Genomic DNA, 17,225 nt, shown 5'->3' with positions numbered 1-17,225 from the left:
AAAAAGCCGCAGGGCCCTGGCGGGCGCTGCGGCTGCATGCAGCGGGGCGTGCTTACTTGAAGAGGTCCTTGACCCGGTCCGTCCAGGTCTTGGCGTTGGGCGAGTGCTTTTCGCCGCCCTTCTTCAGCGACTCGTCCAGCTCCTTGAGCAGCTTCTTCTGGTGCTCGGTGAGCTTGACCGGCGTCTCCACGGCGATGTGGCAGTAGAGGTCGCCGGGGTAGCTGGAACGCACGCCCTTGATGCCCTTGCCGCGCAGGCGGAAGGTCTTGCCGTGCTGCGTGCCCTCGGGCAGCTCGATCTCGGCCTTGCCGCCCAGCGTCGGCACCTCGATGTTGCCGCCCAGGGCTGCGGTGATCATCGACACTGGCATCGTGCAGTGCAGGTCGTCGCCGTCGCGCTCGAAGATGTCGTGCTGCTTGATGCGGATCTCGATGTAGAGGTCGCCTGCCGGGCCGCCGTTCACGCCGGGCTCGCCATTGCCCGCCGAGCGGATGCGCATGCCCTCGTTGATGCCGGCCGGGATCTTGACCTCCAGCGTCTTCTGCTTCTTGACCTTGCCCTGGCCGTTGCAGGTGGTGCAGGGGTCGGGAATGATCTTGCCGCTGCCGTGGCAGTGCGGGCAGGTCTGCTGGATGCTGAAGAAGCCCTGGCGCATGTGCACCGTGCCCGAGCCGCCGCAGGAGCCGCAGGACTTGGCGCTGGTGCCAGGCTTGGCGCCGGTACCGCTGCAGGTCTCGCAGCTCTCCCAGCTCGGGATGCGGATCTGCGTTTCCTTGCCGCGGGCCGCTTCCTCGAGCGTGATCTCCATCGCGTAGCTGAGGTCGCTGCCGCGGTAGACCTGCTGGCCGCCGCCGCGGCGCTGGCCACCGCCCTGGCCGCCGAAGATGTCGCCGAAGATGTCGCCGAACGCCTCGGCAAAGCCGCCGAAGCCTTCCGCGCCCGGGCCGCCGCGGCCGGCACCCATGTTGGGGTCGACGCCCGCATGGCCGTACTGGTCGTAGGCTGCGCGCTTCTGCGCGTCGGACAGCATCTCGTAGGCCTCCTTGGCCTCCTTGAACTGTTCCTCGGCCTTCTTCGCCCCGTCGCCCTGGTTGCGGTCGGGGTGGTACTTCATGGCCAGCTTGCGGTAGGCCTTCTTGATGTCCTCCTCGGTCGCGTTCTTGGCGACGCCGAGGATTTCGTAGTAATCGCGCTTGGCAGCCATTGCTCTTCTCGTAAAGCAAAAGCCCGGGCGCGCTTTTTGCGCCCCCGGGCCGAGGTCAGGGGAGGCTTACTTGCCGTCCTTGACTTCCTTGAACTCGGCGTCCACGACGTTGTCGTCGGCCGGGCGCTTGGCTTCGCCTTGCGGCGCGGCCTGCGGCTGCTCGGCAGCGCCGGCGGCGGCACCAGCCGCAGCTTGCGCGGCCTGCTGGTCGGCGTAGATCTTCTCGCCCAGCTTCTGGCTGGCCGTCATCAGGGCTTCGGTCTTGGCCTCGATCGCGGCCTGGTCGTCGCCCTTGATGGCTTCTTCCAGGTCCTTGGCGGCGGCCTCGATCTTGTCCTTCTCGGCGGCGTCCAGCTTGTCGCCGTGCTCGCTGAGCGACTTGCGCACGCTGTGCACCAGACCGTCGGCCTGGTTGCGGGCCTGCACCAGCTCGACCTTCTTCTTGTCCTCGGCCGCGTTGGCCTCGGCGTCCTTCACCATCTTCTCGATCTCGGCTTCGGAGAGGCCCGAGTTCGCCTTGATGGTGATCTTGTTTTCCTTGCCGGTGCCCTTGTCCTTGGCGCCGACATGCAGGATGCCGTTGGCGTCGATGTCGAAGCTGACCTCGATCTGCGGCGTGCCGCGCGGGGCCGGCGGGATGCCTTCGAGGTTGAACTCGCCCAGCGACTTGTTGGCCTGGGCCAGTTCGCGCTCGCCCTGGTAGACCTTGATGGTCACGGCCGGCTGGTTGTCGTCGGCCGTCGAGAAGGTCTGCGAGAACTTGGTCGGGATGGTCGTGTTCTTCTTGATCATCTTCGTCATCACGCCGCCCAGGGTCTCGATGCCCAGGCTCAGCGGGGTGACGTCAAGCAGCAGCACGTCCTTGCGCTCGCCGCCCAGGACCTGACCCTGGATGGCGGCACCGACGGCCACGGCCTCGTCGGGGTTCACGTCACGGCGCGGTTCCTTGCCGAAGAACTCCTTGACCTTGTCCTGCACCTTGGGCATGCGGGTCATGCCGCCGACCAGGATGACGTCGTCGATGTCGGTGAGCGACACGCCGGCGTCCTTCACCGCGGTGCGGCAGGGGGCGATGGTGCGCTCGATGAGCTCGTCCACCAGCGACTCCAGCTTGGCGCGGGTCAGCTTGACGTTCAGGTGCTTGGGGCCGGTCGCATCTGCCGTGATGTAGGGCAGGTTCACGTCGGTCTGCGAGCTGTTGGACAGCTCGATCTTGGCCTTCTCGGCGGCTTCCTTCAGGCGCTGCAGGGCCAGCACGTCCTTGGTCAGGTCGACGCCCTGGTCCTTTTTGAACTCGGCAATGATGTAGTCGATGATGCGCTGGTCGAAGTCCTCGCCGCCCAGGAAGGTGTCGCCATTGGTGGACAGTACCTCGAACTGCATCTCGCCATCGACGTCGGCGATCTCGATGATCGAGATGTCGAAGGTGCCGCCGCCCAGGTCATAGACGGCGATCTTGCGGTCGCCCTTGCCGTGCTTGTCCAGGCCGAAGGCCAGGGCCGCGGCGGTAGGCTCGTTGATGATGCGCTTGACGTCCAGACCCGCGATGCGGCCGGCGTCCTTGGTGGCCTGGCGCTGGGCGTCGTTGAAGTAGGCCGGCACCGTGATGACGGCCTCGGTCACTTCCTCGCCGAGGTAGTCCTCGGCCGTCTTCTTCATCTTGCGCAGCACCTCGGCCGACACCTGCGGGGGCGCGTACTTCTTGCCGCGCACTTCCACCCAGGCGTCGCCGTTGTCGGCGGCGGCGATGGTGAAGGGCATCAGGTCGATGTCCTTCTGCACTTCCTTCTCGGCGAACTTGCGGCCGATCAGGCGCTTGACGGCGTACAGCGTGTTCTTCGGGTTGGTCACCGACTGGCGCTTGGCCGAGGCGCCGACGAGGATCTCGCCGTCTTCCTGGTAGGCAATGATGGACGGCGTGGTGCGGGCACCCTCGGCGTTCTCGATGACGCGGGTGGTGTTGCCTTCCATGACCGCGACGCACGAGTTGGTGGTGCCGAGGTCAATGCCGATGATCTTTCCCATTTGGAACTCCTGAGGATTTGGTGATGTGTTCGAGTTGTGGATAAGTCTTGCCGTTTCAAGGGCGGCAGCTTGTGAATTACTTGGGCGCGGCGACCGTCACGAGGGCCGGGCGCAGCACGCGGTCGGCGATCAGGAAGCCCTTCTGCAGCACGGTGACGACCGTGTTGGACTCCTGGCCCGGGGCCGGCACCATGGAGATGGCCTGGTGCTGGTGGGGGTCGAACTTGGCGCCCTGGCCGGGGTTGATCTCGACCACCTTGTTACGTTCCAGCGCGCTGGACAGCTGGCGGCGCGTGGCATGCACGCCCTCCAGCACCGTCTCGACGCTGGCGTTGGGCGTGGCGATGGCCGCCTCCAGGCTGTCCATGATGGGCAGCATGGCTTCGGCGAAGGCCTCGATGGCGAACTTGCGGGCCTTGGCGATGTCCTCGTCGGCGCGGCGGCGCACGTTCTCGGCCTCGGCCTTGGCACGCAGGTAGGCGTCACTCATCTCGGCGAGGCGCCCTTCCAGCTCGGCGATCTTGATCTCGGGATTCAGTTCAGCAGCCGTAGGCTCGGGAGCGCCGGCGGCGTCTTCGGGCAGGGGGGTGTCGGTCGTCATGGCAATAAGAATCGGAATCGCGTCGACGTGGGGCGCGATGTCCCGGTTTCAAGAGGGGGGATTGGAAAAGGATTATCCGGGTCAACCCGGGTCGTCCTCGTCCAGCGAGGCCGACCAGCGATCCCAGTCCGCCAGGCGGCGACGGTCCTGCTTGGTCGGGCGGCCCTGGGCGATGGTTGCCGCCGGCTCCGGCGCCAGCCGGCGGGCTTCCGCGGCGGCCTCTCGAATCGTGACGCTGGTCGCCGTCTCGGCATAGAGCAGCTGTGCCTGCGGCGCCGGGCCGCGCTGGTTGGAAAGCCCCTTGACCTCCACCTCGCGCGCCACGGCGCCGATGCGGATGCTGAGCAGATCGCCCACCTTCACATCCCGCGCCGGCTTGACCGGTTGGCCGCCCACGCGCACGCGGCCGAGGTTGATCTCGTCCACCGCCAGAGCACGGGTCTTGTAGAAACGAGCCGCCCACAGCCATTTGTCCAGGCGCATGCTCAGCGGAGCGTCGCTCACTCGCGGGCTCCGGCGGCCAGGGCGCGTTCCTTTTGCTGTGCCAGTTCTGCAGCGTCGGGCAGGGCGGTCGGCCAGCCCTGCAGATGGCGCTCGGCCAACACTGCCAGCGCGCGGATGCCGGCGGGGTGGTCGTTCAGGCAGGGGATGTAGCCGAAGCGCTGGCCGCCGGCATGCAGGAAGGCCTCGCGGGCTTCCAGGTTGATCTCTTCCAGCGTTTCCAGGCAGTCGGCCGCGAAACCGGGGCAAATGACGTCCACCGATTTCGTGCCTCCCTGGGCCAGCTTGACAAGGCTGGGCTCGGTGTAGGGCTCCAGCCACTTGGCCTTGCCAAAGCGGCTCTGGAAGCTGACCAGCCATTCGCCCTTCTGCAGCCCCAGCGCCTCGGCCAGCAGGCGGCCGGTCTTCAGGCATTCGCAGTGGTAGGGGTCGCCCAGGTGCAGTGTGCGCTCGGGCATGCCGTGGAAGCTCATCACCAGCTTCTCGGCGCGGCCCTCGCGCTGCCAGTGCTCGCGCACGGTCTTGGCCAGTGCGGCGATGTAGCCGGCGTCGTCGTGGTAGCGGTTGACGAAGCGCAGCTCGGGCAGGTGACGGGTCTGCAGCGCCCAGCGTGCGACGTCGTCGATGACGCTGGCCGTCGTCGCGCCGGAGTACTGCGGGTAGGCCGGCAGCACCAGCACGCGGCGGATGCCGTCGCGCTTGAGGGCGTCCAGCGTTGTCGCGATGGCGGGCTGGCCGTAGCGCATGGCGGCGGCCACGCGCACGCGCAGGCCGCGCTCGCCGAGCTGACCCTGCAGCAGCTTGGCCTGCTTCTCGGTCCAGACCTTCAGCGGCGAGCCTTCGGGCGTCCAGACCGTGGCGTACTTGGCCGCCGACTTGGCAGGCCGCACGCGCAGGATGATGCCGTGCAGGATGAGCAGCCAGATCAGCCTGGGGATCTCGACGACGCGCGGATCGGCCAGGAACTGGGCCAGGTAGCGCCGCAGCGCCGGTGCGGTGGGGGCGTCGGGCGTGCCGAGGTTGCAGAGCAGGAGGGCAACGTCCGTCGCCAGCGGGCCCGTGGGAGCGGCGCCGTGGCGCTGCGGCGGTTCGGGAGAAAAGCGCATGCGATGAAGAAGGGGGTCAGCGCCGCGAACGCGGGCCGCCGAAGGCTTGCGGCTCGGTGTCGGCGAAGTGCAGCACCTCGAAGCGCACGATGGGCGACTGGTCGTCGGTCGGCAGGCCGCCCAGGCCGATGACGCCGCTGCCGTGCAGGGTGCAGCTGCCGCGCTTGAGGCTGAGCAGTTCGCCCGAGTCGCCGAAGCGCACATAGGTGCCGTTGTAGGACAGGTCAGTCAGCTCGAAGCTACTGCCCTGCCAGTCAATGCGGGCATGCGAGCGCGACACGCGGGCGTCGGTGATGCAGTAGGTGGCCTGCACGCTGCGGCCCAGGATGATGGGCATGGCGCCGATGTCGAAGACGCGGTCCAGGTCCTGCCAGATGAGGCGCATGCCGTCGGGCTCGACGGAGCGCATCGGCTCGCCAAACTGGGTGGCCGTGTCGTCGGCGCTGACCAGGGGGGCGGCGTCCATGCGGTAGACGTGCACCGGCTCGACGCGGCCGCGCACGGAGATGCGGTCCAGGCTGCGAAAGCGCCCCTTGGAGGCGTGGTGCAGGCCGGCCAGAACCTCGGCGGTGATGAGGATCTCGCCGTCGCCGGCATGGTCGATGAGACGGGCCGCCACGTTGACGGCGTCGCCGAAGCAGTCGCCGTTGAGCTCAACGACCTCGCCGCGCGCCAGTGCCACCTGCAGCCGCAGCGCCAGCATGGCCGGGTTGCTCTGGCGGCGAGCGCGCTGCACCGTCCTCTCCAGCATCTCCTGCATGCGCTGGGCGGCGCGCACGCCGTCGCGCGGCGTGTCGAAGGCGGCCATCAGGCCGTCGCCGAGGGTCTTGATGAGCTGGCCGCCGCTTTCCAGCACGGCTTCGCTGATCTGCCCCACGGTCTGCGTGACCATGGCGCTCGCCTCGGCATTGCCGAGGGATTCGTACAGCCCGGTGCTGCCGCGCAGGTCGGCAAAGAGGACGGTGCGCTCGCGGATCGCGGTCATGTCAGAAGTTTAGGGCGTGAAAAAGGCCGGACGGGCCGGCCTTGTTGCGATCACAGATTGTCGAGGTAAGTACGCAACTTGTCGGAGCGGCTCGGGTGCTTCAGCTTGCGGATCGCCTTGGCCTCGATCTGGCGGATGCGCTCGCGCGTGACGTCGAACTGCTTGCCGACTTCCTCCAGCGTGTGGTCGCTCTGCATCTCGATACCGAAGCGCATGCGCAGCACCTTGGCTTCGCGCGGGGTCAGCGAGTCGAGGATGTCCTTCACCACGTCGCGCAGGCCGGCCTGCATGGCGGCCTCGATCGGCGCCGTGTTGTTGGTGTCCTCGATGAAATCGCCCAGGTGGCTGTCGTCGTCGTCGCCGATCGGCGTCTCCATGGAGATCGGCTCCTTGGCGATCTTCATGATCTTGCGGATCTTGTCTTCCGGGATCTCCATCTTCTCGGCCAGCGTCGGGGCGTCCGGCTCGTAGCCGAACTCCTGCAAGTGCTGGCGCGAGATGCGGTTCATCTTGTTGATCGTCTCGATCATGTGAACCGGGATGCGGATGGTGCGGGCCTGGTCGGCGATGGAGCGCGTGATGGCCTGGCGGATCCACCACGTCGCGTACGTCGAGAACTTGTAGCCGCGGCGGTATTCGAACTTGTCCACCGCCTTCATCAGGCCGATATTGCCTTCCTGGATCAGGTCCAGGAACTGCAGGCCGCGGTTGGTGTACTTCTTGGCGATGGAGATCACGAGGCGCAGGTTGGCCTCGATCATTTCCTTCTTCGCGTCACGAGAGGCCTTCTCGCCCTCGTTCATCTTCTTGTTGATGTCCTTCAGGTCGTCCAGCGGCACCACGGCCTTGGCCTGGATGTCGATGAGCTTCTGCTGCAGTTCCTGCACGGGCGGCAGATTGCGGCTCAGGATGACGCTGTACGGCTTGCCGGCAGCCACTTCCTTCTCGGCCCACTTCAGGTTCAGCGCGTTGGGCGGGAAGGTCTTGATGAAGTGTTCCTGCGGCATGCCGCACTTGTCGACCACGATCTTGCGCAGCTCGCGCTCGTAGCGGCGCACGTCGTCCACCTGGCTGCGCAGGATGTCGCAGAGCTTTTCAATCGTCTTGACCGTGAAGCGGATGGTCATCAGCTCGGCGCTGATGGCCTGCTGGGCCTTGTTGTAGGAGACCGACTTGTAGCCTTCCTTCTCGAAGGCCTTGCGCATCTTGTCGAAGGCGGCGGACATCGAGTCCAGTTTCACCAGCGCGGCGTTCTTCAGCTCTTCGAGCTTCTTGGTCAGCGCCTTGGAGCCGCCGTTGCCGTCGTCGTCGTCCTCCTCGTCGAATTCGTCGAAGTCTTCCTCGGCCACGTAGTCGTCGGCTTCGTCCTCGGCGACGAAGCCGTCGACGACGTCGGAGATCTGCATCTCGCCTGCGCGGATCTTGGTGGCGTATTCGAGGATGTGGGCGATGGTCGTCGGCGATGCCGAGATGGCCAGCATCATGGCCTGCAGGCCGCCTTCGATGCGCTTGGCGATCTCGATTTCGCCTTCACGCGTCAGAAGTTCGACAGTGCCCATTTCGCGCATGTACATGCGCACCGGGTCGGTCGTGCGGCCGAACTCGGAGTCCACCGTGGACAGCGCGGCTTCCGCGGCTTCTTCGGCTTCTTCCTCGGTCGACGTGGCCGTCGTGTTGCCCTGGATCAGCAGCGTGGCGGCGTCGGGCGCCTGCTCGTACACCGCGATGCCCATGTCGTTGAGCATGGACACGATGGCTTCGAGGATTTCCTCGCTGACCAGCTTTTCGGGCAGGTGGTCGTTGATTTCCTGATGCGTCAGGAAACCACGCGTCTTGCCCATCTTGATGAGGGTCTTCAGCTCGCTGCGGCGCTTGAGGGCTTCCTCTTCGGTCAGCGCGGTCTCTTCCAGGCCGAACTCGCGCATCAGCGCGCGCTCCTTGGCGCGGCTGACCTTCATGCGCAGCGGCTTGGCCTTGACCGTTTCCTCTTCGACGGCAACGGTCTCTTCAGCTTCCGGCTCCTCGCCTTCGATCTCGGCGTCAATGTCGGAGAAGTCTTCTTCTTCCTCGGCGTCCTTCTTGCCGGCGGCCTTCTTGGACGTGGTTTCCGCCTTGGGCTTGCGGCCGCGCTTGGGCTTGTCCTCTTCCGTGGCCTTGGCCGCCTTGGCAGCGGGCTTGGCCACCGCCTTCGCAGTCTTGGCGGGCGCTTCGGCTGCAGCCTTCACGGCCGTCTTCTTCTTGGGTTCTTCGGCAGGAGCGGGGCTGGCCTTGGGCGCGGTCTTCTTGGCGGTCATGCAGGTCCTTCGGGTTTGCGCGGTCAATTCAGAAATGCAGCAGCCACCGCGGCCAGCCCGGGCTCGGCGTCAAACCGGCGGGGCATGGGGGCGGTGGCTTTCGTCGTCAGGGTTTCAGCGAGGGACCCTGGCGTGGCGCGAACAAGCTGGCGTGATCGTTTGGTATGCAGAGCTGGCGGATGTTTTGGCCATCAAAACCCTCGATGGGTTGCCCAGTGTCGCTGGGTGGCCGGTTCCGGCATTTCTCTGCCGTCACTCTTGTTGACGCGCGCGGAAAACGTTGAATTATCTGCCAGATTCACGTGAAGGTCAAAAATGGCTCGGACAAACCCGCACGTCAGCCCGCCTGAGCCCCGCCCTTGAACTCGTCCGCACGGGCTCGCAGCTCGCGGTAGCGCAGGCGGTCGGCCTCGCTGAGCGAGGGCTTGGCCAGCAGGCTCGCGATCTCGGCGTCGATCTGGTCGCGCCGCAGCTTCGCAAGCGCCGCGGTCAATTCCTTGGCCGGATTGGCATCGGCGCCCAGGTCGTGAACCGGGTGAATGACCTGGGCGGCGCGGGCGTCCAGGCCGGCTTCGGTCAATCCCGCTTCGATGGCCGCCCAGGGTGTCGCGCCATGGTGGGTCAGCTGGCGTTCCAGCCATTGGATGAGCTCGCCGTGCAGGCCGGGCAGGTCATGCAGCAGTGCACGATCCTCGTCGGCAAGGGTCTCCCAGAGCTCGCTGTGCTGCAGCAGCAGGCGGGTGGCGTGGTCGGTGGCCGTGGCGGGCGCGGCTCGCGGGCCTGCCGGGCGCGGTTCGGCATCCCGGCGGGCCTTCCAGTCGCTCTTGCCTTTCCACTCGCCCTTGGGCTTCCATTCCCCCTTGGGTTGCCAGCGCGGTTTTTCGGCGGGTGCAGCCGTTTCGGTGGCAGGGGCGGCAGGCGCAGGCTCACCCAGCCACAGGGCTTGCAATTCCGCTTCGGGCATCTGCCCCTGGCGGGCCAGTTCACCCAGCAGCTGGCGGCGCAGCAGGCTGTCGGGCAACAGGTTCCACAGCGGCCGGGCCTGTTTGAGCATGCGGGCGCGGCCTTCGGGCGTGCCGAGGTCGCAACCGTCGCCGGCCACGGCCACGAGCTGGCGCGACAGCGGCACCGCCGTCTCGATGCAGCGCTCGAAGGCCTCGGCACCGAGCTCGCGGACGTAGGAGTCGGGGTCGTGCTCCGGCGGCAGGAAGAGGAACCTGACCGTGCGCGTTTCCGTCGCGTGGGGCAGGGCGGCCTCCAGCGCGCGGCCGGCGGCGCGGCGGCCCGCGGCGTCACCGTCGAAGCTGAAGACGACCGACTCGGTGTGCCGGAAGAGCTTGTGAACGTGGTCGGCCGTGCACGCAGTGCCGAGCGTCGCCACCGCGTTGCCGATGCCGTGCTGGGCCAGGGCGACGACGTCCATGTAGCCTTCCACCACCAGCACATGGCCACGCTGGCGGATCGCCTGGCGGCCCTCGAACAGGCCGTAGAGCTCCCGGCCCTTCACGAACACGGGCGTTTCCGGCGAGTTCAGATATTTGGGTTCGCCCTTGTCCAGCACCCGGCCGCCGAAGCCGATGACCTCGCCCTGCACGTTGCGGATGGGAAACATGATGCGGTCGCGGAAGCGGTCGTAGCGCTTCGCGTCCTGGCCGGGCTCTGTCTCCGGCGTGATCACGAGGCCGCACTCCACCAGCTGCGGGTCGTCATAGCTCGGGAAGCCACTGGCCAGCGAGCGCCAGCCTTCCGGGGCGTAGCCCAGGCCGAAGCGGGCGGCGATCTGGCCGGTCAGGCCGCGTCCCTTGAGGTAGTGGATGGCCCGATCGGACTCGCGCAGCCGGGCCTTGTAGAAGTCTGCCGCGCGGGCCAGCACGTCGGTGAGGCTTTGCTGTCTGGCCTTCTCGACCTTGGCGCGCTCGCGCTGCTCGGGGCTGCGCTCGTCCTGCGGCACCACCATGCCGACCTGCTGGGCCAGGTCTTCCACGGCCTCGACGAAGCTGGCGCCGGTGTGCTCCATCAGGAAGCCGATGGCGTTGCCATGCACGCCGCAGCCGAAGCAGTGGTAGGTCTGACGGACGGCGTTGACGTTGAAGCTGGGTGACTTCTCTCCGTGGAAGGGGCACAGGCCCTTGTGGTTGGCGCCTGCCTTCTTCAGCTCGACGTGACGGCCCACCACGTCGACGATGTCGACGCGGGACAGCAGATCCTGGATGAAGCCTTGGGGAATCACCCCGTGAGTTTAAAGAGGCGCCTGCGTGGGGCTGCGCAATTGCCCGGACCAGTCGCCGTTGGCGAAGGCGTCCATCCAGCCCGGCAGGGCCATGGGATGCATGGCGGCGGCGATGCCGTTGCCCTGGCCGAGGCGGCAGCCCAGGCGCAGCAGCTCGCGGGCATGGGCGCGGCTCTCGACGCCCTTGGCCAGCACGGAGCAGCCGATGTTGCGGGCCAGGCCGATGACGCTCTCCACCAGCGACAGGTCCTGGGCGTCGCCCAGCATGCCCTGCACGAAGCTGCGGTCGAGCTTGAGGGTGTCCACGGGCAGGCGCTTGAGCGAGCTCAGGCGCGAATAGCCGGCGCCGAAGTCGTCCAGCGCGATGCCCACGCCCAGGCCCAGGCAGCGCTGGATCAGCGCCTGCGCGGCAGCCGTCTCGGCCAGGGCATCGGCTTCCAGCACGTCCAGGTGCAGCAGGTGGGCCACCTCGGGCGGCTGGCGCTGGATGAGTTCCTGCAGGCGCTGCGGGAAATCGTGGCGACTCAGCTGGCGGGCGCCGACGTTCACGCTGACCGGCAGGCCCTTGCCGCCGTTCACGCCCGCGTGCAGCCAGGCCGCCGTCTGCGTGAGGGCTTTTTCGATGACCCAGTCGCCGATCTGCACGGCCAGTCCGGTCGTTTCGATCAGCGGCAGGAAATGCGCCGGGGCAAGCAGGCCGCGCTCCGGGTGCTGCCAGCGCAGCAGGGCCTCGACACCCATGACCTGGCCGGTGCGCAGGTCGATCTGCGGCTGGTAGTGCAGCAGAAGCTCCTCGCTGTCCAGCGCCTTCTGCAGCCGGGCCAGTGCGATCAGGCCGGCCTCGTCGCGCTGGTCCAGCGTCGGGTCGTGGAACTGGATGCCGCCGCGGCCGGCGTGCTTGGCGCGGTAGAGGGCGTGGCCGGCGTGACGCAGCAGGGTTTCGGGGTCGGCGTCGTCCTGCGGGTAGAGGGTGGCGCCCAGGCTGGCGCCGATCTCGATGGCCAGGCCATCGCCGACGCGGCTCTCGCGGACGGCCACCGGCGTCGACAGCACCGTCAGCAGCCGTTCCACGCCGCGCTGGGCTTCCTCGGGCGTCTGCACCCGCATCAGCACCGCGAATTCGTCGCCATGCAGGCGTGCGAGCTGGTCGGCCGTGTCCGGTTCGGCGCCGCGCGAGCCGCGCAGCGTGGCCCGCAGGCGGCCGCTGAGCTGCTGCAGCACGGCGTCCGCGGTGAGTTGGCCGTGCTCGGCGTTCACGCGGCCGAAGTCGTCCAGGTCGATGATGGCGATGACGAGCCTGAAGCCGTCGCGGTTGGCGGCGGCCATGGCCTGCTGCAGCAGGCGCATGAATTCGTCGCGGTTGGCCAGGCCGGTGGCGAGGTCGTAGCGCAGGCGGCGGCGCAGCAGATCCTGCTGGCGCAGGCTCTCGCCGAGGTCGGTCAGGCTGAACAGGCGCCAGCGCGGATTGACGCCGTCGGGCTCGGGCACGGGGCTGAGCTTGGCCGCGAAGACGTGGCGGCCGCCGTCGTCCAGCTCGGCCTGCAGCTGGCCGCTCCAGGTCATGCCGCCGGCGAGCTCGGCCTGGATCTCGGCCGGCTCGTGGCCGCTGCGCTGCAGATTGGCCAGGCTCAGCGGGGTGGCCGGGCGGCCGATCAGGGCCTCGCGCGACGCATGCAGGATGTCGCAATAGGCCGGGTTGACCTCGACGATGCGCCACTGGATGTCGACGACGGCCAGGCCCTCGCTGGCCTGCTGGAACAGCGTGGCCGACATGCGCTCGCGCTCCTCGGCCGTGTGGCGCCAGCTGACGTCGGCCAGCGAAGCGATGAGGCCGCGGGCGCGACCCTGGCGATCCCGCAGCGGCACATGAGCCTGCAGTTCATGCCAGCGCCAGTCGCCGCCATCGGCCGCCATGCGCAGCGACAGGCCAAGGTGTTTGCGCTCCGGGTCGGCGAGCAACTCGCGCAGCGCGCGGCGCACCGGCTCGCGGTCCCGTGGGTGGGCCAGGCGGATCCAGTCCAGCGGGGCGCTGCCGGTGGAGGCGCCGTTCACCGGCGTCGTCAGCGCGACCCAGCGCGCCGAGGCATGCCGCCGCCCCTCCGGTAGCCGCCATTCGGCCAGCGCCAGGCCCTGGGCGTCGAGGGCGCTGCGCCAGCCATCGCGGTCGCGCAGCTGCTGCTGGCTCAGCGCGACGATGGCCAGCGGCAGCGCGGCAAGAGCCAGTCCGAGGGCGTGGGTCGCGGGGTCCGGCGGCGCGCAGACGGCCCAAAGGCCCAGCAGTGCAGCGCCCAGCAGGGCGTTGGCACGCGGCGAGGCCTGCAGCGCGTGCAGGCAGAGCAGCAGATGCGGCAGCAGCAGCAGGGCGCCGGCATGGGGCAGCCAGGCCAGGCCGGTCTGGGCGGCAACGGCGGCCAGCGCAAACGCATGGGCCACGCGGCGGCTGCCGCGACGCGGCCGCTGCGTGCTGGCCTGCAGGCAGGTGCCGGCGCTGAGCAGTCCCAGCGCCCAGGCCGTGGCCATTTCCAGCGCGCCAGCGCCCGCGGCACTCATGGACAGGCCGGCCGCCAGCAGCGCGGCCAGCGTCAGCAGGCCTGCCAGTGCGGGAGCGGTCACGCCGGCCAACAGACCGAAGAGCCCGACCTCCCGCCAGCCCGCCAGCTGTCCGGTCAGGCGCAGGCGCCGCAGCAGCGTGCGGTTCAGCACGACGGCCAGCAGGGGCAGCGCGAGCGCCGCCAGCACGGGCGAGGAGATCAACAGATCCAGCTCAGCGCCGGCGTCGGGCTTTGTCGTGAAGAGATGGGGCAGGCCGGCTCCGAGGAACAGCCCGGCCATCACCAGCGGCAGCACCCAGGCGCTGAGGCGCCAAAGCGTCAGCAGGCCCAGGGCGGCCAGCAGCATGGGGATCAGCAGATCCTGGGCCGGCATCGCGCCGGCCGGCTGGGGCAGGCGTAACAAGGGCGGCAGGGCGTCCGTGGCGAGGCTCCAGGCGGTCACCAGACCGCCCCCCAGGCCGGCCATTGCCGCCAGGCCCACCCGGCGCAGCCGCCGCCAGCCGCGGCGGTCGTGGATGCGGCGGGGGCCGGGCGGCAGCGTCGTGGTCGGCGGGGGCTGCGCGCTCAGGTCCGCACCCTGCTCGTTGATGCCGGAATCGGGCGGGCTGGAATGGAAATCCATGTTCAGTCCCGGGGGTGACCCATTCCCGCGCCCTTCACGGCACCGCGGCGGCATGGGTGGGAGCGTATGGACATGGGCGGAATCTCGCTGGCAGTACGGAGCCATGAGACCGGGGAAAACCCGCGGAATCTGATTCCGGACAGCGTGACGAAGGACATGGTGAATTTTAGGCGCGGGGCTGGCCGCAATAGAAAAGGGCCATCCCGTAGATGGATGGCCCTGCTGGATGCCGCGCCGCAATGGCTGCGGTCGGGAATTCTGCTTACTGCGATCGGGATGCGCCCGGTGCGGCGGCTTGCGTCCGAATGCCCGCCGATTCTGTTCAGACGGCGAAATCGGTCAGCTTGGCGCCGCCGGCAATGGCCGCCTTCAGCCATTTGGGCTGCAGGCCGCGGCCGCTCCAGGTTTCGCCGGTGGCCTGGTTGCGATATTTGGCGGCCACCTTGGAGATCTTGATGGGCTTGACCGTCCGCATGCTGAGGTCGGCCACCGTCAGGCCATATTCGCTCATCAGGGATTTGACCTTGGCCACAGCCTCGCTGCGTTCGCGCTCCTTGGTTTGGCTGATCTGCTCGTCAAGGGCCGCGCGTTGGGCCAGGAGTTCCTTGAGATTGGACATGCTGCTATTCCTCTTGCGATTTGACCGGAGAGACTCCCGATGCGGGCATCGAGGCCTCGGAGAGCCGGGGCTCGATAGCCTGCCGATTATCTCCGTGGGTGAATTAAATCGCGGGTAAGGAATTCAGGCAAGAGTTTTCGTTGGGCGCCGGCGACGGGTTTCCAAAGGGGCTGCAGGTTTGATTGCGGTGGATTTTCTGGGCGGGCCGGTGGTGGTGCGCCGTAGTTACCCTGTGGCGGCGCGCGGCCCGGCGCTATTTGCCGTGACGAATGCCACGGTGTGTTGCGCGAATAGCCGGATTCAGTTCGCCGGGGGAACGTAGCCCGCCACCGTTTCGGCGCCGGTGCCAAAGAAAAACTGGTCGGCCTGGCGCATCAGGTATTGGCGGGCGCGCAGGTCGGCGAGGTTCAGGCGGTTTTCATTGACGAGCATGGTCTGGTGCTTCATCCAGGCGGCCCAGGCTTCTTTGCTGACGTTTTCCCAGACCTTCTTGCCGAGTTCGGTATGCACGGGGTAGGGCGGGAAGTCCAGTCCTTCGGCTTCCTTCTTCAGATAGGCGCATTGAACGGTGCGGGGCATGGGGGACTCCTGAGAACGCGAGAAAGAGAAAACGGCCGGCACTGTAGCGCGGCGGCCGAATGGGGGCGGTGGCCGGGGCTTAGTTGAATTTCTTGACCAGCACCAGCGAACGCCGATCCCAGTTGTATTTGCGCTTGCGCTCCTCGGGCAGCCATTCCGGGTCGACCTGCTGGAAACCGCGTTTGATGAACCAGTGCATGGTGCGCGTCGTCAGCACAAAGATGCTGTCCAGGCCCATGGCCTTGGCACGTTGCTCGATTCTTTTCAGCAGGCGATCGCCGTCGCCCTGGCCCTGCACTTCGGTGGAGACGGTCAGGGCTGCCATTTCCGCGGTGCGCGCCTCGACGTAGGGGTAGAGCGCCGCGCAGCCGAAGATCACGCCATCGTGCTCGATGACGGTGTAGAGCTCGGCATCGCGCTCGATCTCCGTGCGGCTGCGCTTGACGAGCGTGCCGTCGCGCTCGAAGGGTTCGATGAGCTTGATGATGCCGGCCACGTCGTCGGAGCTGGCCTCGCGCAGGCTCTCCAGCTTCTCGTCGACGACCATGGTGCCGATGCCGTCGTGGGTGTAGACCTCCTGCAGCAGCGCGCCATCCACGGCGAACGGGATGATGTGGGAGCGCTCGACGCCGGCGCGGCAGGCCTCGGCGCAGTGGCTGAGGTAGAAGGCCGCATCGGTGGGCGCCGGGTAGGGCGGAGCCTTGGCCAGCATGCGCTCGGCATCTGCCAGGGCCAGTTCGGTGTCGATGGGGCTTTCCAGGTCGTCGGGGTTTTCCGGCACGCCGGCGGATTCGCAGACGAACAGCAGCTTGTCGGCCTGCAGCGCGATGGCGGCGGATGTGGCCACGTCTTCCATGCCCAGGTTGAAGGCCTCGCCGGTGGGCGAGAAACCGAAGGGCGACAGCAGCACGACGGCGCCGATGTCGATGGCGCGCTGGATGGCCGCACCGTCGACCTTGCGCACCAGGCCGGAATGCTGGAAGTCCACGCCGTCGACGATGCCGACCGGCCGGGCGGTCAGGAAATTGCCCGAGACAACACGCACGGTGGCGTTGGCCATGGGCGTGTTGGGCAGGCCCTGGCTGAAGGCGGCCTCGATCTCGAATCGCAGCTGGCCGGCGGCCTCCTGGGCGCAGTCCAGCGCGACGGCGTCGGTGATGCGGCGGCCGTGGCTGTAGCGGGGTGTCTGACCCTTGGCGGCGAGTTGTTCGTTCACCTGGGGCCGGAAGCCGTGCACCAGCACGATCTTGATGCCCATGGCGTGCAGGATGGCCAGGTCCTGCACGAAGGCGTTGAGCTTGCCGGCGGCGACCAGTTCACCCGGCATGCCGACGACGAAGGTTTCGCCGCGGTAGGCGTGGATGTAGGGCGCCACGGCGCGGAACCAGGGCACGAAGGTGTGGGGGAAGACGAGACCGCTCATGGGAGCGAATTGTGAAGCCTGACTTGGGTCACTTGACGCTGTCATATCCGGGTCGGAGGATCGTCGTTTAACCACCCGGAGACCGCGATGAAGGACTACCAAGACGTCTACATGACCCCCGGCGCCTTCAGCTGGAACGAGTTGGGCACATCCGACCCCAAGGCTGCCTGCGAGTACTACGGCGGCCTGTTCGGCTGGACCTTCGACACGATGAACATGGGGCAGGGCGACTACCACGTCATAAAGGTGGGCGAGGTGGCGGTGGGCGGCGTCATGACGCCGCCGGCACCCGGGCCGGCGATGTGGGGCGCCTATGTGACGGTCGAGTCCTGTGACGCCACGGTCGAGAAGGCCAGGAGCCTGGGCGGTACCGTCTGCGCCGGGCCGTTCGACATCCCGACCGTGGGCCGCATGGCCGTGCTGCAGGACCCGCAGGGCGCCGTCATCCAGGTCATCAGCTACTTCCCGCGAACGGAGTGACGCT

At 67.7% G+C, this 17,225-nt stretch carries 13 protein-coding genes; 1 reads left to right on the top strand and 12 read right to left on the bottom strand.

Going from position 1 to position 17,225, the window contains the following annotated elements; translation table 11 throughout:
* Positions 1-52: 52 nt before the first annotated feature.
* The 12 genes from dnaJ to argA all read right to left on the bottom strand — a co-directional run bounded on the left by dnaJ (position 53) and on the right by argA (position 16,741).
* The gene (gene dnaJ / locus AC07VX_RS22535; RefSeq protein ID WP_493167280.1) at positions 53-1,204 is read right to left on the bottom strand and encodes a molecular chaperone DnaJ; all 1,152 of its coding nucleotides are present in this window, start codon (positions 1,202-1,204) and stop codon (positions 53-55) included.
* Positions 1,205-1,270: 66 nt separating this feature from the next.
* Positions 1,271-3,271: a molecular chaperone DnaK gene (dnaK, locus tag AC07VX_RS22530; RefSeq protein WP_493167321.1), complete on the bottom strand. Its 2,001-nt coding sequence runs from the start codon at positions 3,269-3,271 to the stop codon at positions 1,271-1,273.
* Positions 3,272-3,305: 34 nt separating this feature from the next.
* Complete coding sequence (gene grpE / locus AC07VX_RS22525; RefSeq protein WP_493167279.1) at positions 3,306-3,830, bottom strand: nucleotide exchange factor GrpE; 525 nt, start codon at positions 3,828-3,830, stop codon at positions 3,306-3,308.
* A gap of 81 nt (positions 3,831-3,911) precedes the next feature.
* Entirely contained in the window at positions 3,912-4,313 is a 402-nt protein-coding gene (locus tag AC07VX_RS22520; RefSeq protein WP_493167320.1) for an RNA-binding S4 domain-containing protein, read from the bottom strand.
* 17 nt (positions 4,314-4,330) lie between these two features.
* On the bottom strand, positions 4,331-5,437 hold the full coding sequence (gene hemH, locus AC07VX_RS22515; protein ID WP_493167278.1) for a ferrochelatase: 1,107 nt from the start codon (positions 5,435-5,437) through the stop codon (positions 4,331-4,333).
* A 16-nt stretch (positions 5,438-5,453) separates the two neighbouring features.
* Complete coding sequence (locus AC07VX_RS22510; RefSeq protein ID WP_493167277.1) at positions 5,454-6,422, bottom strand: adenylate/guanylate cyclase domain-containing protein; 969 nt, start codon at positions 6,420-6,422, stop codon at positions 5,454-5,456.
* Positions 6,423-6,472: 50 nt separating this feature from the next.
* A complete protein-coding gene (gene rpoD / locus AC07VX_RS22505) occupies positions 6,473-8,716 on the bottom strand; it encodes an RNA polymerase sigma factor RpoD (protein ID WP_493167276.1) in 2,244 nt (747 codons plus the stop codon).
* Between the two features lie 337 nt (positions 8,717-9,053).
* Entirely contained in the window at positions 9,054-10,946 is a 1,893-nt protein-coding gene (dnaG, locus tag AC07VX_RS22500) for a DNA primase (protein WP_493167275.1), read from the bottom strand.
* Positions 10,947-10,955: 9 nt separating this feature from the next.
* Complete coding sequence (locus tag AC07VX_RS22495; RefSeq protein ID WP_493167274.1) at positions 10,956-14,120, bottom strand: putative bifunctional diguanylate cyclase/phosphodiesterase; 3,165 nt, start codon at positions 14,118-14,120, stop codon at positions 10,956-10,958.
* A 322-nt stretch (positions 14,121-14,442) separates the two neighbouring features.
* Positions 14,443-14,739: an H-NS histone family protein gene (locus AC07VX_RS22490; protein WP_493167273.1), complete on the bottom strand. Its 297-nt coding sequence runs from the start codon at positions 14,737-14,739 to the stop codon at positions 14,443-14,445.
* A 300-nt stretch (positions 14,740-15,039) separates the two neighbouring features.
* Positions 15,040-15,318, bottom strand: a complete 279-nt coding sequence (locus AC07VX_RS22485; RefSeq protein WP_493167272.1) for an oxidative damage protection protein — start codon at positions 15,316-15,318, stop codon at positions 15,040-15,042.
* Between the two features lie 79 nt (positions 15,319-15,397).
* Positions 15,398-16,741 carry an amino-acid N-acetyltransferase gene (gene argA, locus AC07VX_RS22480; RefSeq protein ID WP_493167271.1) on the bottom strand — a complete coding sequence of 448 codons (1,344 nt, stop codon included), beginning with the start codon at positions 16,739-16,741 and terminating at the stop codon, positions 15,398-15,400.
* An 87-nt stretch (positions 16,742-16,828) separates the two neighbouring features.
* On the opposite strand from argA, the gene AC07VX_RS22475 reads away from it, so the two are divergent.
* Positions 16,829-17,221 carry a VOC family protein gene (locus AC07VX_RS22475; protein ID WP_493167270.1) on the top strand — a complete coding sequence of 131 codons (393 nt, stop codon included), beginning with the start codon at positions 16,829-16,831 and terminating at the stop codon, positions 17,219-17,221.
* Positions 17,222-17,225 lie beyond the last annotated feature (4 nt).

It is taken from the genome of Roseateles sp. GW821-FHT03B02, assembly GCF_059421025.1.
This window is presented reverse-complemented; position numbering and strand designations above follow the sequence as displayed.